This window comes from Bartonella birtlesii IBS 325 (assembly GCF_000273375.1).
Classification (GTDB): domain Bacteria; phylum Pseudomonadota; class Alphaproteobacteria; order Rhizobiales; family Rhizobiaceae; genus Bartonella; species Bartonella birtlesii.
Genome location: NZ_CM001557.1, coordinates 567,575 through 587,115, shown reverse-complemented (window position 1 = coordinate 587,115; position 19,541 = coordinate 567,575). Strand labels below are relative to the sequence as shown.

Annotated in this window: 10 protein-coding genes, 1 tRNA gene and 1 pseudogene; 5 read left to right on the top strand and 7 right to left on the bottom strand. The window is 39.3% G+C overall.

All coding sequences use genetic code 11. The features are described from left to right. Positions 1–45 precede the first annotated feature (45 nt). Both QWU_RS02985 and QWU_RS02980 read right to left on the bottom strand, forming a co-directional pair. A tRNA-Ala gene (locus QWU_RS02985) sits at positions 46–121 on the bottom strand. Positions 122–244: 123 nt separating this feature from the next. Continuing rightward, positions 245–625, bottom strand: coding sequence for a TIGR02300 family protein (locus QWU_RS02980; RefSeq protein ID WP_004858276.1), 381 nt, complete (start codon positions 623–625; stop codon positions 245–247). A gap of 188 nt (positions 626–813) precedes the next feature. On the opposite strand from QWU_RS02980, the gene aroA reads away from it, so the two are divergent. From aroA to pncB, 5 genes and pseudogenes are all read left to right on the top strand, one after another. Continuing rightward, the gene (gene aroA, locus QWU_RS02975; RefSeq protein ID WP_006590051.1) at positions 814–2,142 is read left to right on the top strand and encodes a 3-phosphoshikimate 1-carboxyvinyltransferase; all 1,329 of its coding nucleotides are present in this window, start codon (positions 814–816) and stop codon (positions 2,140–2,142) included. Then, complete coding sequence (gene cmk / locus QWU_RS02970) at positions 2,139–2,786, top strand: (d)CMP kinase (protein ID WP_006590050.1); 648 nt, start codon at positions 2,139–2,141, stop codon at positions 2,784–2,786. The genes aroA and cmk overlap by 4 nt, the downstream gene beginning before the upstream one ends. Before the next feature lie 134 nt (positions 2,787–2,920). Next, positions 2,921–4,621: a 30S ribosomal protein S1 gene (gene rpsA, locus QWU_RS02965; RefSeq protein ID WP_006590049.1), complete on the top strand. Its 1,701-nt coding sequence runs from the start codon at positions 2,921–2,923 to the stop codon at positions 4,619–4,621. Positions 4,622–4,849: 228 nt separating this feature from the next. Then, positions 4,850–13,422, top strand: a pseudogene (locus QWU_RS08970) (glycoside hydrolase family 94 protein). Positions 13,423–13,553: 131 nt separating this feature from the next. Next, on the top strand, positions 13,554–14,858 hold the full coding sequence (gene pncB / locus QWU_RS02955; RefSeq protein WP_006590047.1) for a nicotinate phosphoribosyltransferase: 1,305 nt from the start codon (positions 13,554–13,556) through the stop codon (positions 14,856–14,858). Between the two features lie 296 nt (positions 14,859–15,154). On the opposite strand, the gene QWU_RS02950 is transcribed toward pncB, so the two are convergent. From QWU_RS02950 to QWU_RS02925, 5 genes are all read right to left on the bottom strand, one after another. Beyond that, positions 15,155–15,541, bottom strand: coding sequence for a YbaN family protein (locus tag QWU_RS02950; RefSeq protein WP_017196160.1), 387 nt, complete (start codon positions 15,539–15,541; stop codon positions 15,155–15,157). 397 nt (positions 15,542–15,938) lie between these two features. After that, complete coding sequence (locus QWU_RS02940) at positions 15,939–16,844, bottom strand: metal ABC transporter permease (RefSeq protein WP_006590045.1); 906 nt, start codon at positions 16,842–16,844, stop codon at positions 15,939–15,941. Then, complete coding sequence (locus QWU_RS02935) at positions 16,841–17,707, bottom strand: metal ABC transporter permease (protein WP_006590044.1); 867 nt, start codon at positions 17,705–17,707, stop codon at positions 16,841–16,843. Before QWU_RS02935 ends, QWU_RS02940 begins: the two co-directional genes overlap by 4 nt. Beyond that, the gene (locus tag QWU_RS02930) at positions 17,704–18,534 is read right to left on the bottom strand and encodes a manganese/iron ABC transporter ATP-binding protein (RefSeq protein ID WP_006590043.1); all 831 of its coding nucleotides are present in this window, start codon (positions 18,532–18,534) and stop codon (positions 17,704–17,706) included. The genes QWU_RS02935 and QWU_RS02930 overlap by 4 nt, the downstream gene beginning before the upstream one ends. Continuing rightward, the gene (locus QWU_RS02925; protein WP_006590042.1) at positions 18,531–19,439 is read right to left on the bottom strand and encodes a metal ABC transporter substrate-binding protein; all 909 of its coding nucleotides are present in this window, start codon (positions 19,437–19,439) and stop codon (positions 18,531–18,533) included. Before QWU_RS02925 ends, QWU_RS02930 begins: the two co-directional genes overlap by 4 nt. Positions 19,440–19,541: the final 102 nt, after the last annotated feature.

Below are 19,541 nucleotides of genomic sequence, written 5' to 3'. Positions count from 1 at the left end.
TTTTTATAAATTCTACTGCTTTATTAAGTAAATGTTTCACCTTTTTGGTGGAGCTAAGCGGGATCGAACCGCTGACCTCTTGCATGCCATGCAAGCGCTCTCCCAGCTGAGCTATAGCCCCACATAAAGACGGATTCTTCCCTAAAAGAACAAGTAAACAATCTTAGAGGAATTTTTTAGAACGATAAAAATCGAAGATCAAGAAGAATTTGCATTCAATGAAAAAAATGCCCTCTCGCTCTTTTTAAGAATCATCATCGTTAGAAACACCACCTCCGAGAATATCAGCAACGTCATCATCCTCATCGTCTTCGTCGTGAGACAAAAACGTATCATCGTCATCACCGAGATCCACATCACTATCCTCCAAATCAGGAAGATCATCATCTTTAGAGTCGTCACCATCCTCTTCAAGAAGCATAAAAGCAGATTTTTCAAGTGCTGTATCAAGCTCTTCCGTATCAACTTCTTCTTCACTATTTGCCTCAGCTGCTGCAACCTCAAAATAAGAACGCGGATAAGAAATCCCTGTATAAGGCGACACAATAGGGTCGCGATTAAGATCATAAAATTTCTTTCCCGTTTCTGGATCAACACGCTTAGTTCCAAGATCCTGTTTTGCCATGAACCATGCCTCTTTGCTTAACTATAATTCCATTAAAAGATAAATTTCATGGTGCTTAATCAAAAAATAATGTCTTTGTCAAAGATAAAAACGTAGTGCTACATGGATTTTCTCATGACGCCTTCCAAAGCATGTGCTAAAGGGAGCGTAATTTAACAAAATGCAAATAGAGATTAAATAGAACTTCTATGCAAAAAGCAATATCCATAACCGCCTACAAATCTACCAACCTTTCTGGTAAAATTAAAATACCAGGAGATAAATCAATCTCCCATCGGTCTCTTATATTGGGAGGGTTAGCCAGTGGTGAAACACATATTCACGGACTTCTTGAAAGTGATGACGTTCTCAATACAGCAGCTGCTATACAAGCCTTAGGTGCTTGTATTATTAGAAAAAACGGTCTCTGGATTATTCGTGGAACAGGAAATGGTTGCCTTTTAGCAGCACAAAGCCCTTTGGATTTCGGTAATTCTGGAACGGGCGCACGCCTCGTTATGGGAATGGTTGGTCCTTATCATATGAAAACAACTTTTGTCGGTGATACCTCTCTCTCCAAACGCCCTATGGGACGTATTCTCGATCCACTGCGTTTAATGGGCGTTGAAATTGAAGCAACACATGACGACCGTCTTCCTTTAACACTTTATGGACCGAAAACAGCTAGCCCGATTCGCTATCGTTTACCAATAGCTTCCGCCCAAGTTAAATCAGCAATCCTCCTTGCTGGACTCAATACCGCAGGCACTACAACTGTTATTGAGCCCATTCTCACACGAGATCATACAGAAAAAATGTTAAAAGCGTTTGGTGCTGAACTTGAGATAGAAACAGATGCTGAAGGTACGCGTTTTATTCATCTTAATGGCCAACCACACCTTACTGGACAAACTCTTGATATCCCAGGCGACCCCTCTTCTGCAGCTTTTCCGCTTATTGCCGCCCTTCTTGTAGAAGACTCCGATATCACTATTGAAAATGTTCTTATCAACAATTCTCGAATGGGGCTTGTCAAAACATTGTGGGAAATGGGAGCTCAAATTGAGCTTTTGAATCAACGCCAAACAGGTGGAGAGGATGTTGCAGATCTGCGCGTTCGATCATCAATGCTAAAAGGCGTAACGGTGCCTAAAGAACACGCTCCATCAATGATTGATGAATATCCTGCTTTGGCGGTAGCAGCAGCTTTTGCTGAAGGCAAAACAGTTATGCTAGGAATTGAAGAATTGCGCGTTAAAGAATCAGATCGACTGTCTGCACTTGCTCAAGGGCTAAAAATAAATCACGTAGAGTGCGAAGAAGGGAAAGATTTTCTCATTGTTCATGGAAAAAACTCTGCAAAAGGACTAGGTGGTGGATACGTCAACACACATCTCGACCACAGAATTGCTATGTGTTTTCTTGTCTTTGGATTGGCATCAGAAAAACCCGTTACTATTGACGATAAACAGATGATCGCTACCAGCTTTCCAGAATTTATCCCTTTCATAAAACGGCTTGGGGGAAAAATCGCTTGAAACCTTTTATTATTGCAATTGATGGACCAGCAGCCTCAGGAAAAGGAACATTAGCAAGAAAAATTGCTACACATTATCGTCTTCGTCATCTCGATACTGGTCTTACTTATCGCGGTGTTGCCCAAGCACTTCTAAAACAAAAATTAGCTCTCGATGATGAAAAAAGTGCTCTTGCTTGTGCTAAAGAGCTTGATTTTAATACTTTAAATCTAGCCCTTCTCTCTTCTCATGAACTTGGTGAAGCCGCTTCAAAAATAGCACTCATCCCTACTGTACGGGAAATTCTTGTTGCCAAACAGCGTAACTTTGCTAAAATTTTGCCTGGCAGTGTGCTTGATGGACGTGATATCGGCACTGTCGTCTGCCCCGATGCAGATATTAAGCTTTATGTTCTAGCCAATGTTCAAACGCGTGCAAAACGTCGCTATCAGGAGATTTTAAAAATAGGAGCCAAAGCAGATTATCATGAAATCTTGGCACAACTTGAACAGCGTGATAGACGTGATATAACCCGTAAGCACAGCCCGCTCAAACCAGCAAAAAACGCCCACTTGCTTGATACGTCAGAATTGAGTATAGAAGCAACATTTGCAATTGCATGCACTTTTATTGATCCAATCATAAAAGCGCGTATAATTGGATGAAATCGTTAAGGTGATTTCCGGCCGTGCGCTAATTTTTCTTCCTGTTATTGAGGGAAAAGGCAGGAAGTTACATCGTGTTAACACTAACCTAGCGCTTATACCTTTTGCAATTAAGGTATGTATCAGGAGTTCTTATGTCACAATACAATCCCACAACAGCGGATTTCGAAGCTCTTTTAATGGAATCTTTTCAAACTAATGATCTTAATGAAGGATCCGTTGTTAAAGGCCGTGTCATTGCAATCGAAAAAGATATGGCTATTATTGATGCTGGACTTAAAGTCGAAGGACGTATTCCACTCAAAGAATTTGGAGCTAAAGGAAAAGATGGTTCCTTGCAAATTGGCGATGAAGTTGAAGTTTATATTGAACGCATTGAAAATGCGATGGGTGAAGCTGTTCTATCGCGTGAAAAAGCACGTCGCGAAGAAAGCTGGATTCGTTTAGAAGAAAAATTCAATGCGGGTGTACGCGTTGACGGTGTTATCTTTAGTCAAGTAAAAGGTGGTTTTACAGTTGATCTTGATGGTGCTGTTGCTTTCTTGCCCCGCAGCCAAGTTGATATTCGCCCCATTCGTGATGTTTCACCTCTCATGCATAATTCGCAATCCTTTGAAATTTTAAAAATGGATCGTCGTCGTGGTAACATTGTTGTCTCACGTCGTACCGTTTTAGAGGAAAGCCGAGCCGAGCAACGTTCAGAAATTGTTCAAAATCTTGAAGAAAACCAAATTGTTGAAGGTGTTGTTAAAAATATTACCGATTATGGTGCCTTTGTTGATCTTGGTGGGATTGATGGTCTCTTACACGTCACCGATATGGCATGGCGTCGTGTTAACCATCCCTCTGAAGTTCTTACAATTGGTCAAACGATTAAAGTCCAAATTATTCGCATCAATCAAGATACACACCGTATTTCTCTTGGTATGAAACAGCTTGAAAGTGATCCTTGGGAAAGCATCAGCGCTCGATATCCGGTTGGTAAAAAAATTACCGGTGCTGTTACCAACATTACTGATTATGGTGGTTTTGTTGAAATCGAGCCAGGAATCGAAGGGCTAATTCATGTTTCCGAAATGAGTTGGACAAAGAAAAATGTTCACCCTGGAAAAATTTTATCTACATCACAAGAAGTGGAAGTGGTTGTCCTTGAAATTGATCCTTCTAAACGACGTATTTCCCTTGGCTTAAAGCAAACATTTGAAAATCCATGGGAAGCTTTTGCTAATAAATTCCCTGTCAATTCACAAATCGAAGGAGAGGTCAAAAATAAAACAGAATTTGGTCTCTTCATTGGTCTTGAAGGCGATGTTGACGGTATGGTTCATCTCTCTGATCTTGATTGGAATCGTCCTGGTGAACAAGTCATTGATACGTACAATAAAGGTGATATCGTTAAAGCTGTGGTCCTTGATGTTGATATTGAAAAGGAACGTATCTCTCTTGGAATTAAACAACTTTCCAGCGATAAAGTTGGAGAAGCTGCTGCTTCTGGCGAACTTCGTAAAGGTGCTGTAGTGACATGTGAAGTTACTGCAGTTAATGATAATGGCATTGATGTAAAATTGATTGACCACAATCTTGAAACAACCATTCGTCGTGCTGACTTAGCTCGTGATCGTGATGAGCAGCGCCCTGAACGTTTCGCAATTGGTCAGAGATTTGATGCCCGCATTACCGCGTTCGATAAAAAAACACGTAAGCTTTCAGTTTCTATCAAAGCTTTAGAAATTGCAGAAGAAAAGGAAGCTGTTGCTCAATATGGGTCAACAGATTCAGGTGCTTCTCTTGGTGATATTCTTGGCGCAGCTTTGAAAAAACAAGAACAAGATTAATTATTAAAACATTTAAACAGTTGTTAAAATTGAGGTCGCCTGTTTTTGGCGACCTTTTTTTAAAAAAATTGTCTGTTTATTTCTTAAACTATAGGGATAAAAAATGGCAAATACTTTCAAAGAAAAGCAAAAAGTTCATTTTTTCCTTTGAACTGCTCATTATTAAGATAAAGTGTTCACAACCTATTGAACATAAAGAAACCGCGTAATTGAATAACAAAGAATATTATGGCACGCAGAATACCTTTCATAAAGTGTTTTTTTTCTCAACAAACTGAACACCTCTATCTTACTGAAACCAACTTCCCTATTCGCTCAACTTATAAGCTACAGAATGAACTCTATAAATTAGGCCATGATATAGCTTCGAAAAGAGAAATCCCACTTCCTGAATATAAAGGAGAACATAATTTTCACAAAAGGTTGAGGGAAAATGCCAAACTTATTCTCCACGCCTTTCAGAACAGCGATGTTGCCGCTCACAATGATGAAACTATCGCACCCTCTGCTCAATGGCTCATTGATAATCATTATACCATTGACAAAACTATACAACAACTACGCCGTGACTTATCTAAGTCCTTCATCAAGCAACTTCCTCTTTATAAACAAAAAACAGGCATACCACGTATTTTTGCTTTAGCTTGGCTTTATATTGCTCACACAGATAGCGAATTTTCACAAGAAACACTCACAGCTACAATCAATGGATTTCAAAAAGTTTGCGCCCTTGAGATTGGTGAGTTATGGGCGCTCTCTTCTATCATACAAATGCTGTTGATTGAAAATGTCCGTCGTCTTTCATTACGTATTGAGAAAACACGGTATATGCGTCATCTCGCTCATAAAGTAGCTGATAAAATTTCTCTCGCAGACAATGAAACAAAATTACACACCCTTTTTACGCAGTATAAACCATTCACTGCCGACTCAACCTTTTCAGCGCATTTATTCTATCGTCTACGTGGTGCATCTATCGATTCCACAACAGCACTCACTTGGCTTGAAAAGCAATTACAGAGCCAAAACAGTAGCTTAGAAATTGCGACAGCCGATGAACATACTCGACAAGCTTCAGATGGTGTAACCATGGGCAATATTGTCCGTTCCCTTAAAGCCATTGATGATACTGATTGGACAATATGGTTTGAAACAGTGAGTTCTGTAGACTCTCTTTTGCATAAAAACAGTGATTTTTCTGAAATTGATTCTCACTCACGCAATATCTATCGGCAAGTGATTGAAAAAATTGCACGCCTTTCACCTCTCAATGAGCTGGAAGTTGCACGAAAAGCTGTAGAAATAGCATCCTCTTCCTCTAGAGAGTCCTCTCATCGTAATAATCCCTCTGTTGGCTGGTATCTCGTTGATGAGGGACGACATATTCTTGAAAAGGCTTGTGGATACACTCCACCCCTTTTCATAAAATGGATCCAAGCCCTTTATTGTTCAAAAATAAGAATTATTGCAATTCCTATTTCTCTTTTAACCCTTGCTCTTTTACTTGCTGTCTACGCTTTCTTAGAGATATCTGGAACAACACCAAGGGTAACCTTTCTCTTTATCGCATTGGCGCTTTTTCCAGCTATGAATGCAGCTGTTGCTTTCTTTAACATTGTTGTTTCATGGTTTATTCCATCAAAACAGCTCATTGGTTATGAATATAAAGAAGGTATCCCCCCAAATGCACGTACAATGGTTGTCGTTCCTACTCTCATCACATCACGCAATTATATTGATGAACAAGTGCGCAATCTTGAAATACACTACCTTTCTAATCCCAAAGGCGCCATTCATTTTGCCCTCATTACGGATTGGGATGACTCTCCCTTTGAACAAACACAAGATGATCTTGATCTATTGCATTATGCGCAAAGGAGTATTGATAAACTCAATCATCGTTATCATCGTTATGACATTCCCCTCTTTTTCCTTTTACACCGTCGGCGCCTTTATAATGCTAGCGAAAAATGCTGGATGGGATGGGAACGCAAACGTGGTAAACTTTATGAACTTAATCTGCTATTAAGAGGCGATAAAAACACAAGCTTTTATCCCCCCAATCCACACCTTCCCATGGATTGTCGTTTTGTGATGACTCTAGATTCAGATACACGTCTTACCCCTGAAAGTGTTACAAAACTCGTTGGAAAACTTAACTATCCGCTCAACCATCCCATTTTTGATCCACACAATGGAAAAGTTGTAAAAGGTTATAGCATTTTGCAACCGCGTATTACACCTTCTCTTACAACAGGAAAAGTAACATCAATTCTGCAACGTTTTTTTTCCACCAATCGCGGCATTGATCCGTATGTTTTTGCTGTTTCTGACACTTATCAAGACCTTTTGGGAGAAGGAACTTTCATAGGAAAAGGTCTTTATAATATTGATGTATTTCAACAAGCACTTAAAGGTAAAATTAAAGAAAATACTGTTCTTAGTCATGATCTCTTGGAAGGAGGATATGCACGCACTGCATTAGTAAGTAATGTAGAAGTGATTGAAGATTATCCAACAGCTTATAATGTTGATGTTGCGCGTCATCACCGTTGGATTCGTGGTGATTGGCAACTCTTGCCTTATCTCTTTTCTCCTCATAAAATTGGCTCCATTACGCGTTGGAAAATGCAAGATAATCTACGCCGTTCTCTCACACCACTTATGTGGTTGATCGCAGCAATCACAGGATGGTCTCTTTTGCCGTTAAAAAGTGCAATCATTTGGCAAGCATTCTTGCTGATCAGCCTCTTTGTCTCACCAATTTTAGGCGTATTAAAAACTTTTGTTCCCTCCAATATTGATTATTCTTTACGTGGCTATCTTCAATTAATCTTGAACAAAAGTATCTTTACGCTAACAAATATATTTCTTAAAACCACGTTTATTGCTCATTCTGCTTATTTTATGACTGATGCAATTGTTCGCACACTCTATCGTATGGGGATTTCAAAACAGCACCTTCTTGAATGGAAAACCTCCACCTCAACAAAAACAATGCCTAATAGTTTGGGTTTCTATATCCTTACAATGTGGCCAGCATCGCTCATTGGTATTCTTGCCGTAGCACTGCCTTTCTCTTTGCATAGTCTTACAAGCTTTCTTGCTTTGCCCTTTGGACTCGCATGGTTTTTTTCACCCTTAATTGCGTGGATTGTCAGCCAACCCTCAACATTTGAAGCTACTCTTCACATATCTTCAGGGGATAACAAAACACTGCGATGCATTGCACGAAGGACATGGCTCTATTATGCAACCTTTGTTAATGCGCAAAACAATTATTTACCACCCGATAATTTTCAAGAAGATCCAGAACCTCTTGTTGCCCAACGGACATCCCCTACAAATATTGGAGTTTATCTGCTTTCCATTATCGCTGCTCGTGATTTTGGTTGGATTAGTTTTGCAGAGGCTATTACACGCGTTGAATGTACATTACGCTCTCTTGAAAAAATGGAAAAGTTCCGTGGTCATCTCTACAATTGGTATGAAACGGATACACTCAAGCCTCTCTTACCAACTTATATATCAACGGTTGATTCAGGAAATCTTGCTGGCCATTTGGTGACGCTCTCTTCAGCCTTAAGTGAATGGGCAGAAAAACCTCATGTTTTTTTTCAAAGTGATCGAGCAGGTTTACGTGATGTTAATGCTATTCTTGAAGAAACTGTCAAAGAGATTCCAGATAATCAATATATTCCACATCCCCTACGTCAACAAATCGAACAACATATCACCAATTTTCACCACTCCATCAGTGTTTTCATCAAAAAACCAGATACAACCACTTTTTACACCACTAACCTTTCTCTTGCAGCCTGTGATATTTTATACTTAATAGAAGAGCTCAATCAAAAAATCCAAACAACAGAATCCGCTCGTGCACTCTCTTGGGCCAAATGTCTTGTAGAAACCTGTGAAGCCCATCATCATGACGCTACTAGCGATTACGACAGCGAAAAACTACATAAAAAATTAAAAACTTTAGCTGTAAAGGCACGACAAATAGCCTTTGATATGAAATTTGACTTTTTAGAACAACCTAAAAGGCATCTTTTGTCCATTGGATATCGTGTTCAAGAAAACAAACTCGATGAAAGCTGTTATGACCTACTGGCTTCAGAAGCCCGCCTCGCAAGTCTTTTTGCCATTGCAAAAGGCGATATAAAAATTAAACATTGGTTCCATCTTGGCCGACTCCTCGTCCCCATTGGTTGGAAGGGCGCACTCTTATCATGGTCTGGTTCCATGTTCGAATATCTCATGCCATCTCTCGTTACGCGCGAACCTTTAGGGTCTCTTTTAGATCAAACCAATAGGCTTATTATCCGTCATCAAATACAATACGCCCATAAACGGAGATTACCTTGGGGTATTTCAGAAGCGGCATTTAACGCTCGTGATCACTTAATGAATTACCAATACGCTAATTTTGGTGCACCAAAACTCGGACTTCAACGTGGTCTCTCACGCAATGCTGTTATTGCTCCCTATGCCTGTCTTCTAGCAGCGCAATACGTACCTACCCAAGCTGTAACTAATTTAAAACGGCTGCGTGATCTTGGTGCTTTAGGCACATATGGCTATTATGACTCTATTGACTTCACCTCTTCGCGCCTGCCAACAGGAAAAAAATACGCTGTTGTGCGTAATTATTATGCGCACCATCATGGTATGTCCATTCTTGCCATTAACAATGTTATTTTTCAAGGGCGGATGCGCGATCGTTTTCACCGTGATCCAATCATTGAAACTGTACAATTATTATTACAGGAAAGAGCTCCACATCAAATTCCCATTATTCATACCAAAGTTATGAATCAAATGCGCAATAACCCTCGAGAATTTGATGATGCCCCTTTGCGCATTATTACTAACCCGCTTCTTAAACCACGTGCAACTTTACTCTTATCCAATGGTTTTTACTCTGTAATGTTAACCGCTAATGGCTCTGGTTATAGCCGTTGGCATAATTATGCGATTACACGCTTTCTTCCTGATACGACAGAAGACCAACAAGGTACTTTATTCTTCCTCCGTGATACGCATAGTGGACGCTGGTGGTCTGTTACCGGTGAACCGACACGCGTTGTCGAAGAAGAAGCGATCTGCATTTTTACAGATGAAAAAGCTGAATATACGAAAATGGTTGATGGCATTAAATCAACACTTGAATGTCTCATTACATCTGAAGGATGCGGTGAAGGTCGACGTATTCAACTTATAAATATAACAAACAAAGAGCGCCTCATTGAAGTGACCTCTTATGGCGAACTAGCACTTGCAACAATGGATACGGATTGCGCTCATCCTGTTTTTTCTCGGATGTTTATAGAAACAGAAATTACTGAGGAAAGAAGAACGATTTTTGCCAAAAGGCGTAAACGTTCACCTAGTGACCCTGAGATTCATATTGCCCATTTTGTTACAGATACAACAGATACTCTCCAAGAGGTAGAAGCTGAAACTGATCGCTCCCTGTTTATTGGACGGGGTCGATCTATTCATCGACCTGCGGCATTTGATCAAAATTCTCGTTTTAACAATAGTCAAGGTTGTGTTCTTGATCCGATCATCTCTCTCCGATGCCGTATAAAAATCCCAGCACATGAAAAAGCAGAACTTATTTTTTGGACTTTTGCTGCCAATACAAAAGAAACACTGCAAAATCATATTAATCATTATCGACAACCTAATATATTCCAGCAAGAATTTTCAATGGCGTGGACACGTTCGCAGGTCTTGCTATATCAGAGTGGCATCAACCTTAAAGAAGCTATTACGTATCAAAAATATGCAACACCGCTTATTTATCCCGACCGAAAATGGAGTCTTTCTCCAAAAATATTAGCAAAAACTCTCGGTAAACAATCTGATCTTTGGCCCATGTCTCTTTCAGGAGACTACCCTATCTGTCTTCTTAGATTAGATAATAAAGGAGACATAGCTGTTTTATGCGAACTGCTTAAAGCACATGAATATTGGCGCATGCGCGGGCTCATTGTTGACCTAGTCATTCTCAATGAACAAGCATGTTCTTATATACAAGATACGCAACGTGCTATTGAATGGGTATGCGAATCTTATCGCCACCACACTCATGACACGAATGAACGCCAACATATTTTCACGCTTCAACGTGATCAAATAAATGACCAAAGCCTTAAGACACTTCTTGCATCAGCACGCATCATTCTTGATGCCCAAAATGGCTCTTTGTTTGAACAGCTCAAACGACTTGATGAGAGTGATTTTGATCTCGCAATCAATAGTCATCAAGAATCTCATTATCAATTAAACTACAAAAAGTGCAACGAGAGAAGACAAGTTACGACACAAACGAAACAAAGTCTTTTTGCTTCCATTGGTCTTATCAGTCATCAAAAAGATTCTATTCTTCCTGTTGATGGACAAGGCCTAGAATATTGGAATGGTTATGGTGGGTTTAACCAGCATAACTATTATGTGACACGTCTTCATGGACACACCACCACACCACATCCATGGATTAACGTCATTGCTAATCATAATTTTGGTTTCCATGTTTCTGCTGAAGGTGCACTTTTTACTTGGGCAAACAATAGCCGCGATTATCAATTAACCCCTTGGAGTAATGATCCCATTTCTAACCGTCCAGGGGAAGCACTTTACCTAGTAGATCGCTTATCTTTAAAACGTTTTTCGCCTGTTTCTGCCGTTGAATGTGATGAAAATGTTATCTATGAAGCTTGCCATGGTTTTGGATTCTCAACCTTTAAATCTACTCATTCAGAGATCACATTAGAACTTACCCATACGCTCGATAGAGAAAAATCAATTCGCCTTTCACGTCTCATCCTTAAAAATGACGGAAAAACACCGCGATACTTACGTCTTTACAATTATGTTGAATGGGTGTTAGGAAACATTCGTACAAAATATGCACCTTTTATACTTGCCTCTTATGATCCCAAACGTGGTGCACATTTTATTAAAAATCCCTATCATATCGAAAAATCTCAACACGTAGCATTTTTATCCGCATCCCAAATACCATCTAGCACCACCACCAATCGCACTGAGTTTATTGGGCCAACCGGAACAGTTACACATCCTCACGCAATCCGTAAAGCCGGCGCCCTTTCAAATACGGTTGAAACAGGATGTGATCCTTGTTCAGCATTAGCCTATGATATTGATCTTCTCCCAGGACAAACACAAGAAATCGTTTTCTATCTTGGTAGTGCTGAAAATATACAAGAGGCTGAAAAATTATTAGACCAAGTACGTGCAAGTGATTTTGAAATTCTTCTCACACAACAAAAACAACAATGGAGTCATTTCGTTTCCCCCCTCCAAGTAAAAACACCTGATCCCTCTTTTGATATTATGGTCAATCATTGGCTTCCTTATCAAGTCTATGCTTGTCGCATGATGGCGCGCGCAGCTTTTTATCAAGCGAGTGGTGCATTTGGTTTTCGCGACCAATTGCAAGACAGCTTATCTTTGTTATTGCTAGAACCGAAATTGGCGCGTGAGCAATTGTTAAATGCTGTAGCGCATCAATTTCCTGAAGGTGATGTACAGCACTGGTGGCTCCCTCATACCAATGCTGGTGTTCGCACACATATTTCTGATGATATCGTCTGGCTTGCTTATGGAACAGCTCTTTATGTCAACACGACTGGCGACTACGCATTTCTCGATACTCCAATAGCTTTCATTGAAGGAGCTACTCTCAACAATGGACAACACGATGCTTATTTTCAACCCACACAATCTTCAAAAATTGCTACGATTTATGAACATTGTGCTTTAGCTTTAGACCTTGCCATAAAGCGCTGTGGACAACACGGACTTCCACTTATTCTTGGTGGTGATTGGAATGATGGCATGAATTTGGTAGGTATTGAAGGGAAAGGCGAAAGCACTTGGTTAGGGTGGTTTCTTGGAACCACGCTAAAAGCATTCATCCCCCTTGCTCAAAGCCGTGGCGATAACAGCCATATGCAAGCATGGAGTGCACATCTTAAACGTTTGACGAATGCTCTAGAAGACCACTGTTGGGATGGTGCTTGGTATCGACGAGGGTATTTTGATGATGGAACCCCTCTCGGCTCTAAAATAAATGATGAATGCCAAATTGATACTATTGCTCAATCTTGGGCTGTCATTTCTCAAATGGCATCTCTTGAGCGTCAAAAACAAGCAATGGCATCCATGCTTGAACATCTGTGTGATGAAGATGGCGGACTTATACGTCTATTCTGGCCACCTTTTGATAAAACTATTCTCGAACCTGGTTATATTAAAGGCTATCCTCCTGGAATACGAGAAAATGGTGGTCAATACACGCACGGTGCTATTTGGAGCATCTTAGCGCTTGCTGAAATGGGTGAAAGGGACAAAGCCTATAGTTTGTTTTCTATGATCAATCCCATTACCCATGGGCAAAATCCTGAAACTTATCGTGTTGAACCTTATGTTATGTCCGCAGATATTTACGCTACCCAACCACGTTGTGGACAAGGTGGTTGGACATGGTATACAGGTTCAGCAGGCTGGTTCTACCGTGCCGCAACCCAAAACATTCTTGGAATTAATCGTCAAGCTAATCAATTATTTTTACGTCCAAATTTGCCTTCCTTATGGCCAGAATACGAAGCAAAAATGAAGTTTCATGATGCTGTTTATACCATTAAAGTGAAATGGGGATCTGAAAATACGCTCAGTATTAATGGTAAAAAATATGCCAAGGTTCACACAGGAATAAAGTTAAAAAAACGGGAAAATATGAAATCATACGTATTGTTAAATCTTAAAAATAGAAAAATGAAACGGATTTTTTATTCTTGCCCAAAACCATAGAGTTGTTATCGTCCCTGTATTCCCTATATTGATCGTGTTGGTGTACAGTAATTTTAGATTCCACAAGACTGAAAGAAAAAGGGTTATGAATCATCCAGATATTGCGAGACGTGTTTATAATCATACTTGGAAACTTGATCCTATTATTCGTTCACTTTTGGATACGGATTTTTATAAACTTCTTATGGTACAAATGATTTGGGGGCTTTATCCAAATGTTAATGTTACTTTCTCCCTCATAAACCGTACCAAAACAATACGTCTTGCCGATGATATTGATGAAGCCGAATTGCGTGCTCAACTTGATCACGCCCTCAGTTTGCGCTTTACAAAAAAAGAAATGATCTGGCTTGCTGGTAATACATTTTATGGACGCAAACAAATTTTCGAACCAGATTTTCTTCAGTGGCTCGAGAACTTTCAACTGCCAGAATATGAACTCACCCGCAAAGATGGCCAATATATCCTCCATTTTCATGGTTCGTGGTCCCATAGCTCGATGTGGGAAATCCCAGCCCTTGCTATTATCAGTGAATTACGTTCACGTGCTGCTATGAAAAAATTAGATCGTTTTGCTCTTGACGTGCTTTATGCACGTGCTAAAGCGAAAATGTGGAGTAAAGTTGAGCGTCTTAAAAAATTGCCTGATATTAAAATATCTGATTTTGGTACAAGACGTCGTCATTCTTTTTTATGGCAACGCTGGTGCGTTGAAGCATTAAAAGAAGGTATTGGCGATTCTTTTACTGGGACTTCCAACGTTCTTCTCGCCATGGATACAGATTTAGAAGCTCTTGGAACCAATGCACATGAATTGCCCATGGTCATTGCTGCTCTTGCTCATAACGATAACGAATTGTACAAAGCTCCTTATAAAGTTTTGCAAGATTGGAGCCGTTATTATGGTGGAAATCTTCTTATTGTTTTACCTGATACTTTTGGCACAGAAGCGTTTTTACGCAATGCACCAGATTGGGTGGCTGATTGGACAGGTTTCAGACCTGACAGCGCTCCACCTATTGAAGGTGGCGAACGCATTATCCAATGGTGGAAAGAAAAAGGAAAAGATCCACGCGAAAAATTATTGATTTTTTCTGATGCCCTTGATGTCAATACTATTGAAAAAACTTATCATCATTTCCACGGAAGAGTGCGCATGAGTTTCGGATGGGGGACAGATCTTACCAATGATTTTTTAGGCTGTGCGCCCCAAGAAATTGCAACTTTTGATGCTCTTTCTCTTGTTTGTAAAGCCACTCATGCCAATGGTCGACCAGCTGTAAAACTCTCGGATAATCCTGAAAAAACCATTGGTAATCCGCAAGAAATAGAACGTTATCTCAATTTTTTTGGTAATCAAAAACGTGTTGCTACACCAATAAAAATTTAAACCATAAGTTCATTTGTATAAAATTAAAGACAAACAACTATAAAATACGTTATTGGTGGGCACTCTTAGCCATATGTCCATTTTCTTTCACATTAACAGAAATAGCGTTCCTCTATAAAAGTAATCTATCATTGCGCATCAAAGTGACTTGATCAGTTTCTAACTAAAGTGTTCATATATAATCCTCTTTGCTCATAAAATTATTTTACGGATATATCACTCTACCCAATAAATCGCTCTAATGAATCTGCCAAAACAAAAAACTATTTGACTCATCAAGCTTCTTTTTTCTTTCATTATGGAGATGGACGCGTCACTATATAAATAGTAATAAATAGCAAAATAGCGGCAACTAATAAAGTAAGCCACAAAACAGGATGGACTATTACTAAAAAAGATAAAAAACCACCTGCCATACTTACAACCGCCAAAACTTTAACAAATGCAGAAATAGCCTTTTTTTCTTCCCATTGCTTAATAGGTGGACCGAAAATGTGGTGATTAATCAACCAATGATGAAAACGTGGTGATGAACGCGCAAAACACCATGAAGCCACTAATAAAAACGGCATAGTTGGCATGACAGGCAATACTATACCAATAACCGCCAATACAACCATTGCCCAACCTGCTACATAATAGCAAATACGCAAAGGGTGAGATATTTTAAAATCTTTTTTCATCCCCTCGTGCTATTTCTTTCCATGCAAGATAACTCCACATATTTTTTTGCTTTTCATAAGTTTTAATGTACAATCACTCACATATATTACATTACTCATAACTGTATTTTCTGTGATAATTTCTTCTAAAGCACAAAACAGTTTACGCAATATGATGATCATTTTAAAATTTTCAAGAAATAAGAATAAATTTTTAGGAAAAAAGGAAATAAAAAGGCTGCAGAATAAATCAATGCAGCCTCTCAATTACAAATGCAGTATTGGGGGAGAAATACACACTGCATTCATCCACTAGATGTTAGGAGGAAAATAATCTAGCGGTGCGCTTTTTATTCAAAACAAACATGAGAAACAATACATAAAAATGCATGGCTGATATGCATAAACTTTGGCAAACTCAAATTTCTTGGACCGTTGTTCGACGAAAAAAAACCGACATGAAAATAGCAATAAAAATCAGTGTCAAAATCAATACAATTGTGGAAGCAGAATCAGAACCGATAAATAAACTTAGATAAATTCCTAAAAAACCAGAACAAGCTGCAACACATATAGCGATCACCAACATGAAAGAAAACCGCTTTGTAATAAGATAAGCAATTGCTCCTGGTGCTATTAATAAAGAAATAACGAGAACAATACCAACCGCTTTCAAAGCTGCAACGATCGTGAGAGAAATCATTGTTAGAAGAGTATAGTGGAGTACTGATATTCGCAATCCCATTGCGCGACCTTGAACTGAATCAAAAATATACAGCATAAAATCGCGCCATTTTGCCCCTAGAATAAAAGTAACAATGGTAGAAATGATCGCCGTCTGCGTAATATCAAGCCAGTTAACGCCCAAGAGATTACCAAATAGAATATGATTTAAATCTAAGCTACTATAAATAGATGTTGCTAAAACAAGCCCTAAACCAAACATCGATGAAAAAACAACACCCATCACTGTATCCTGTTTGATACGGCTATTGCTTCCCAAAAAACCCGTTGTAAGTGCACAAACCATACCCGCAACAAAAGCACCGCAAGTAATCAAAGTCATTGTAACATTCTCTGGGCGCACTTGCTGAAACCAAACAAATGGCAGAGAAGTCAAAACTGTTATCACCCACGGTGTTGCCATATAACCAAGCACAACACCAGGAAAAACCGCATGGGAAATGGCATCGCCTAAAAGCGCCCATCCTTTCAAAATAAGAAAACAGGAAAGCATCGCCATTGGAACAGAAAGGATCATAACAATAAGCATGCCTTTCAGCATAAAAGAAAACTGAAAAGGAAGTAGTAATTGATCAATCATGATAACATCACACCTTTTTTTGCTGCATTTATACGTAAACGCGCAGCAATAAAACCATGTTTAGGAGCAAAAATAAAAGCTAACATAAATAGAAATGCTTGAAAAAGTACAACAACACCACCGGTTTGTGCATTCAAAAAATAACTCACATAAACACCTAATACGCTTGTAAATGTCCCAATTATAACTGCAATGATCAAAACATTCACAAAACGATCACTTAAAAAATAAGCAGTTGCCCCAGGCGTCACAACCAAACAAATAACCAAAAACGCTCCAACTGTTTGCATAGCAGCAACAGTACAAGCGGCAAGCAATGTGAAAAAGAGAATCTTTAAAAACTTTACGTTTAATCCAATAGCACGTGCGTGTGTTTCATCAAATAAAGAAACAAGGAGATCTTTCCATTTCAAAAGCAATATAAATAAAGAGAAAAAACCAATAAAAGCCAATTGTATAATATCTGACGAGCTGACTGCTAAAATATTCCCCAAAACAATCGTATCAATATTAACAGCCATTGGTTTTAATGATTTGAGAAACAAGCCAAAAGCAAAAAAGGAAGAAAAAATGAGACCAATAATAGTATCTTCTTTGAGTTTTGTCCTCTGATTAAAAAACAACATTGCTGCTGCAGCAAGTCCACCAGAAAAAAAAGCTCCAACTGAAAAAGGTAAACCTAGAAGGTAAGCTCCCGCGACACCAGGAACAATGGAATGGGAAAGTGCATCGCCAATGAGCGACCAACCTTTTAACATCAAAAAAGCAGAAAGAAAGGCACAAACACAGCCAACTAACCCAGAAACCCACATCGCATTAACCATATATTGATAGCCCAGTGGCTCAAGCAACCAAGAAATCATGCGACATGCTCCATTTTTTGAATATTTTCATGAACAGCGGACCGTTTTTCCCCCATAAAAACATCCTCTTTGTTCACACCTTGAAGATCAAAAATGTGATGATGCAAAGAACCACCAAAAGTTTTCTCCAAATTTTTCTTGGTAAAGACAGTTTCTGTTAGCCCTGAAGCCAAAACCGTTCCTTTGATTAAAACCGTGTGATCACAAAATTCACGAACAGAGCCTAAATTGTGGGTAGAAACTAATATTACAGCCCCCTCTTTACGAAGATCTTGTAACAATGCAATGATTTTATCTTCTGTTGTGACATCAACACCTGTAAATGGCTCATCTAACAAAATAGCTTTTGCTTGCTGTGCAAGAGCGCGCGCCAGAAAAACGCGCTTTTTTTGCCCACCAGAAAGTTCACCAATTTGGCGCTTAGCAAATGGCAACATATCGACACGTTCTAGTGCAACACGGACAGCTTCATAATCTCGTGCCCGCGCATAACGAAAGAAATTCATGTGACCATAACGTCCCATCAAGACAACATCTTCAACAAGAACAGGAAAATTCCAATCAACATCTTCACTCTGAGGAACATAAGCAATGAGGTTTTTTTTCAAAGCCGTATCAACAGGCAAATCAAACATACGAATTTTTCCTTTTGAAGGGCGCACAAACCCCATAATCGCTTTAAATAATGTCGATTTACCCGATCCGTTCACGCCAACCAATGCTGTAATAGAACCTGTCGGACTCTCAAAATTTACTTCTCGTAAAGCTGTATGTCCATTACGATAAGTTACTGTTACCCCTTGGGCAAATATTCCAGATTTCTTCATTGGCTTTTCACTCCCTCTAATAAAGCATTGCTAATGCGCCCACTTGTAACACGTAATAAATCAATATAAGTGGGTACCTCACCATTTTTCTCACTCAGGGAATCAACATAAAGAACACCACCGTATTTAGCCCCTGTTTCTCTGGCAACCTGCTTAGCAGGTGCAGGGGAGATAGTGCTCTCAGAAAAAACTGCATGAATATTGTATTTGCGAACCATATCAATAACGTGCTTAACTTGCTGCGGTGTTCCTTGCTGATCAGCATTAATTGGCCATAAATAAAGTTCTTTTAGATCAAAATCACGCGCCAAATAGCTAAATGCACCCTCACTGGTTACAAGCCAACGCTTCTCTTGCGGAACTCCTTCTAATGCAGCCCGAATGGGATCAATCGTTGCGCGAATCTTCTGCTTATAAATTTCAGCATTTTCCTTATAAATAGCAGCATGTTCAGGATCATATTTTACAAAAGCATCGCGAATATTATCAACGTAAATCAAAGCAGAGGTTGGTGACATCCATGCATGAGGATTTGGCTTTCCACTAAAAGGACCTTCACCAATTGTAATTGGTACAATACCTTTTGAAACAACAACACTTGGAACATCTTTGATATTTTGAAAAAACTTTTCAAACCAAAGTTCCAATTCTAATCCATTCCACAAGACAAGATTTGCACCTTGGGCGCGCATAAGATCGCGCGGGGTGGGTTGATATTCATGAATTTCAGCACCTGGTTTTGTAATGGATTCAACATCAGCGGCATCACCTGCTACATTGCGCGCCATATCAGCAATGATCGTGAATGTCGTAACAGCTTTAAATTTACCAGCACACAAAGCAAAATTTGGCGTGAAAAAAATAATACCCCCAAAAACTATGGTGAAAAACATTCTTATGTTCATTGATTTTCTCTTTCCTTTATATGCTTTCTCTTTATTGCGAATAATTCGCATTATCATTTAGCAATAGCAGTTATCTTTTATATATGCAATGAAGGATTCTGA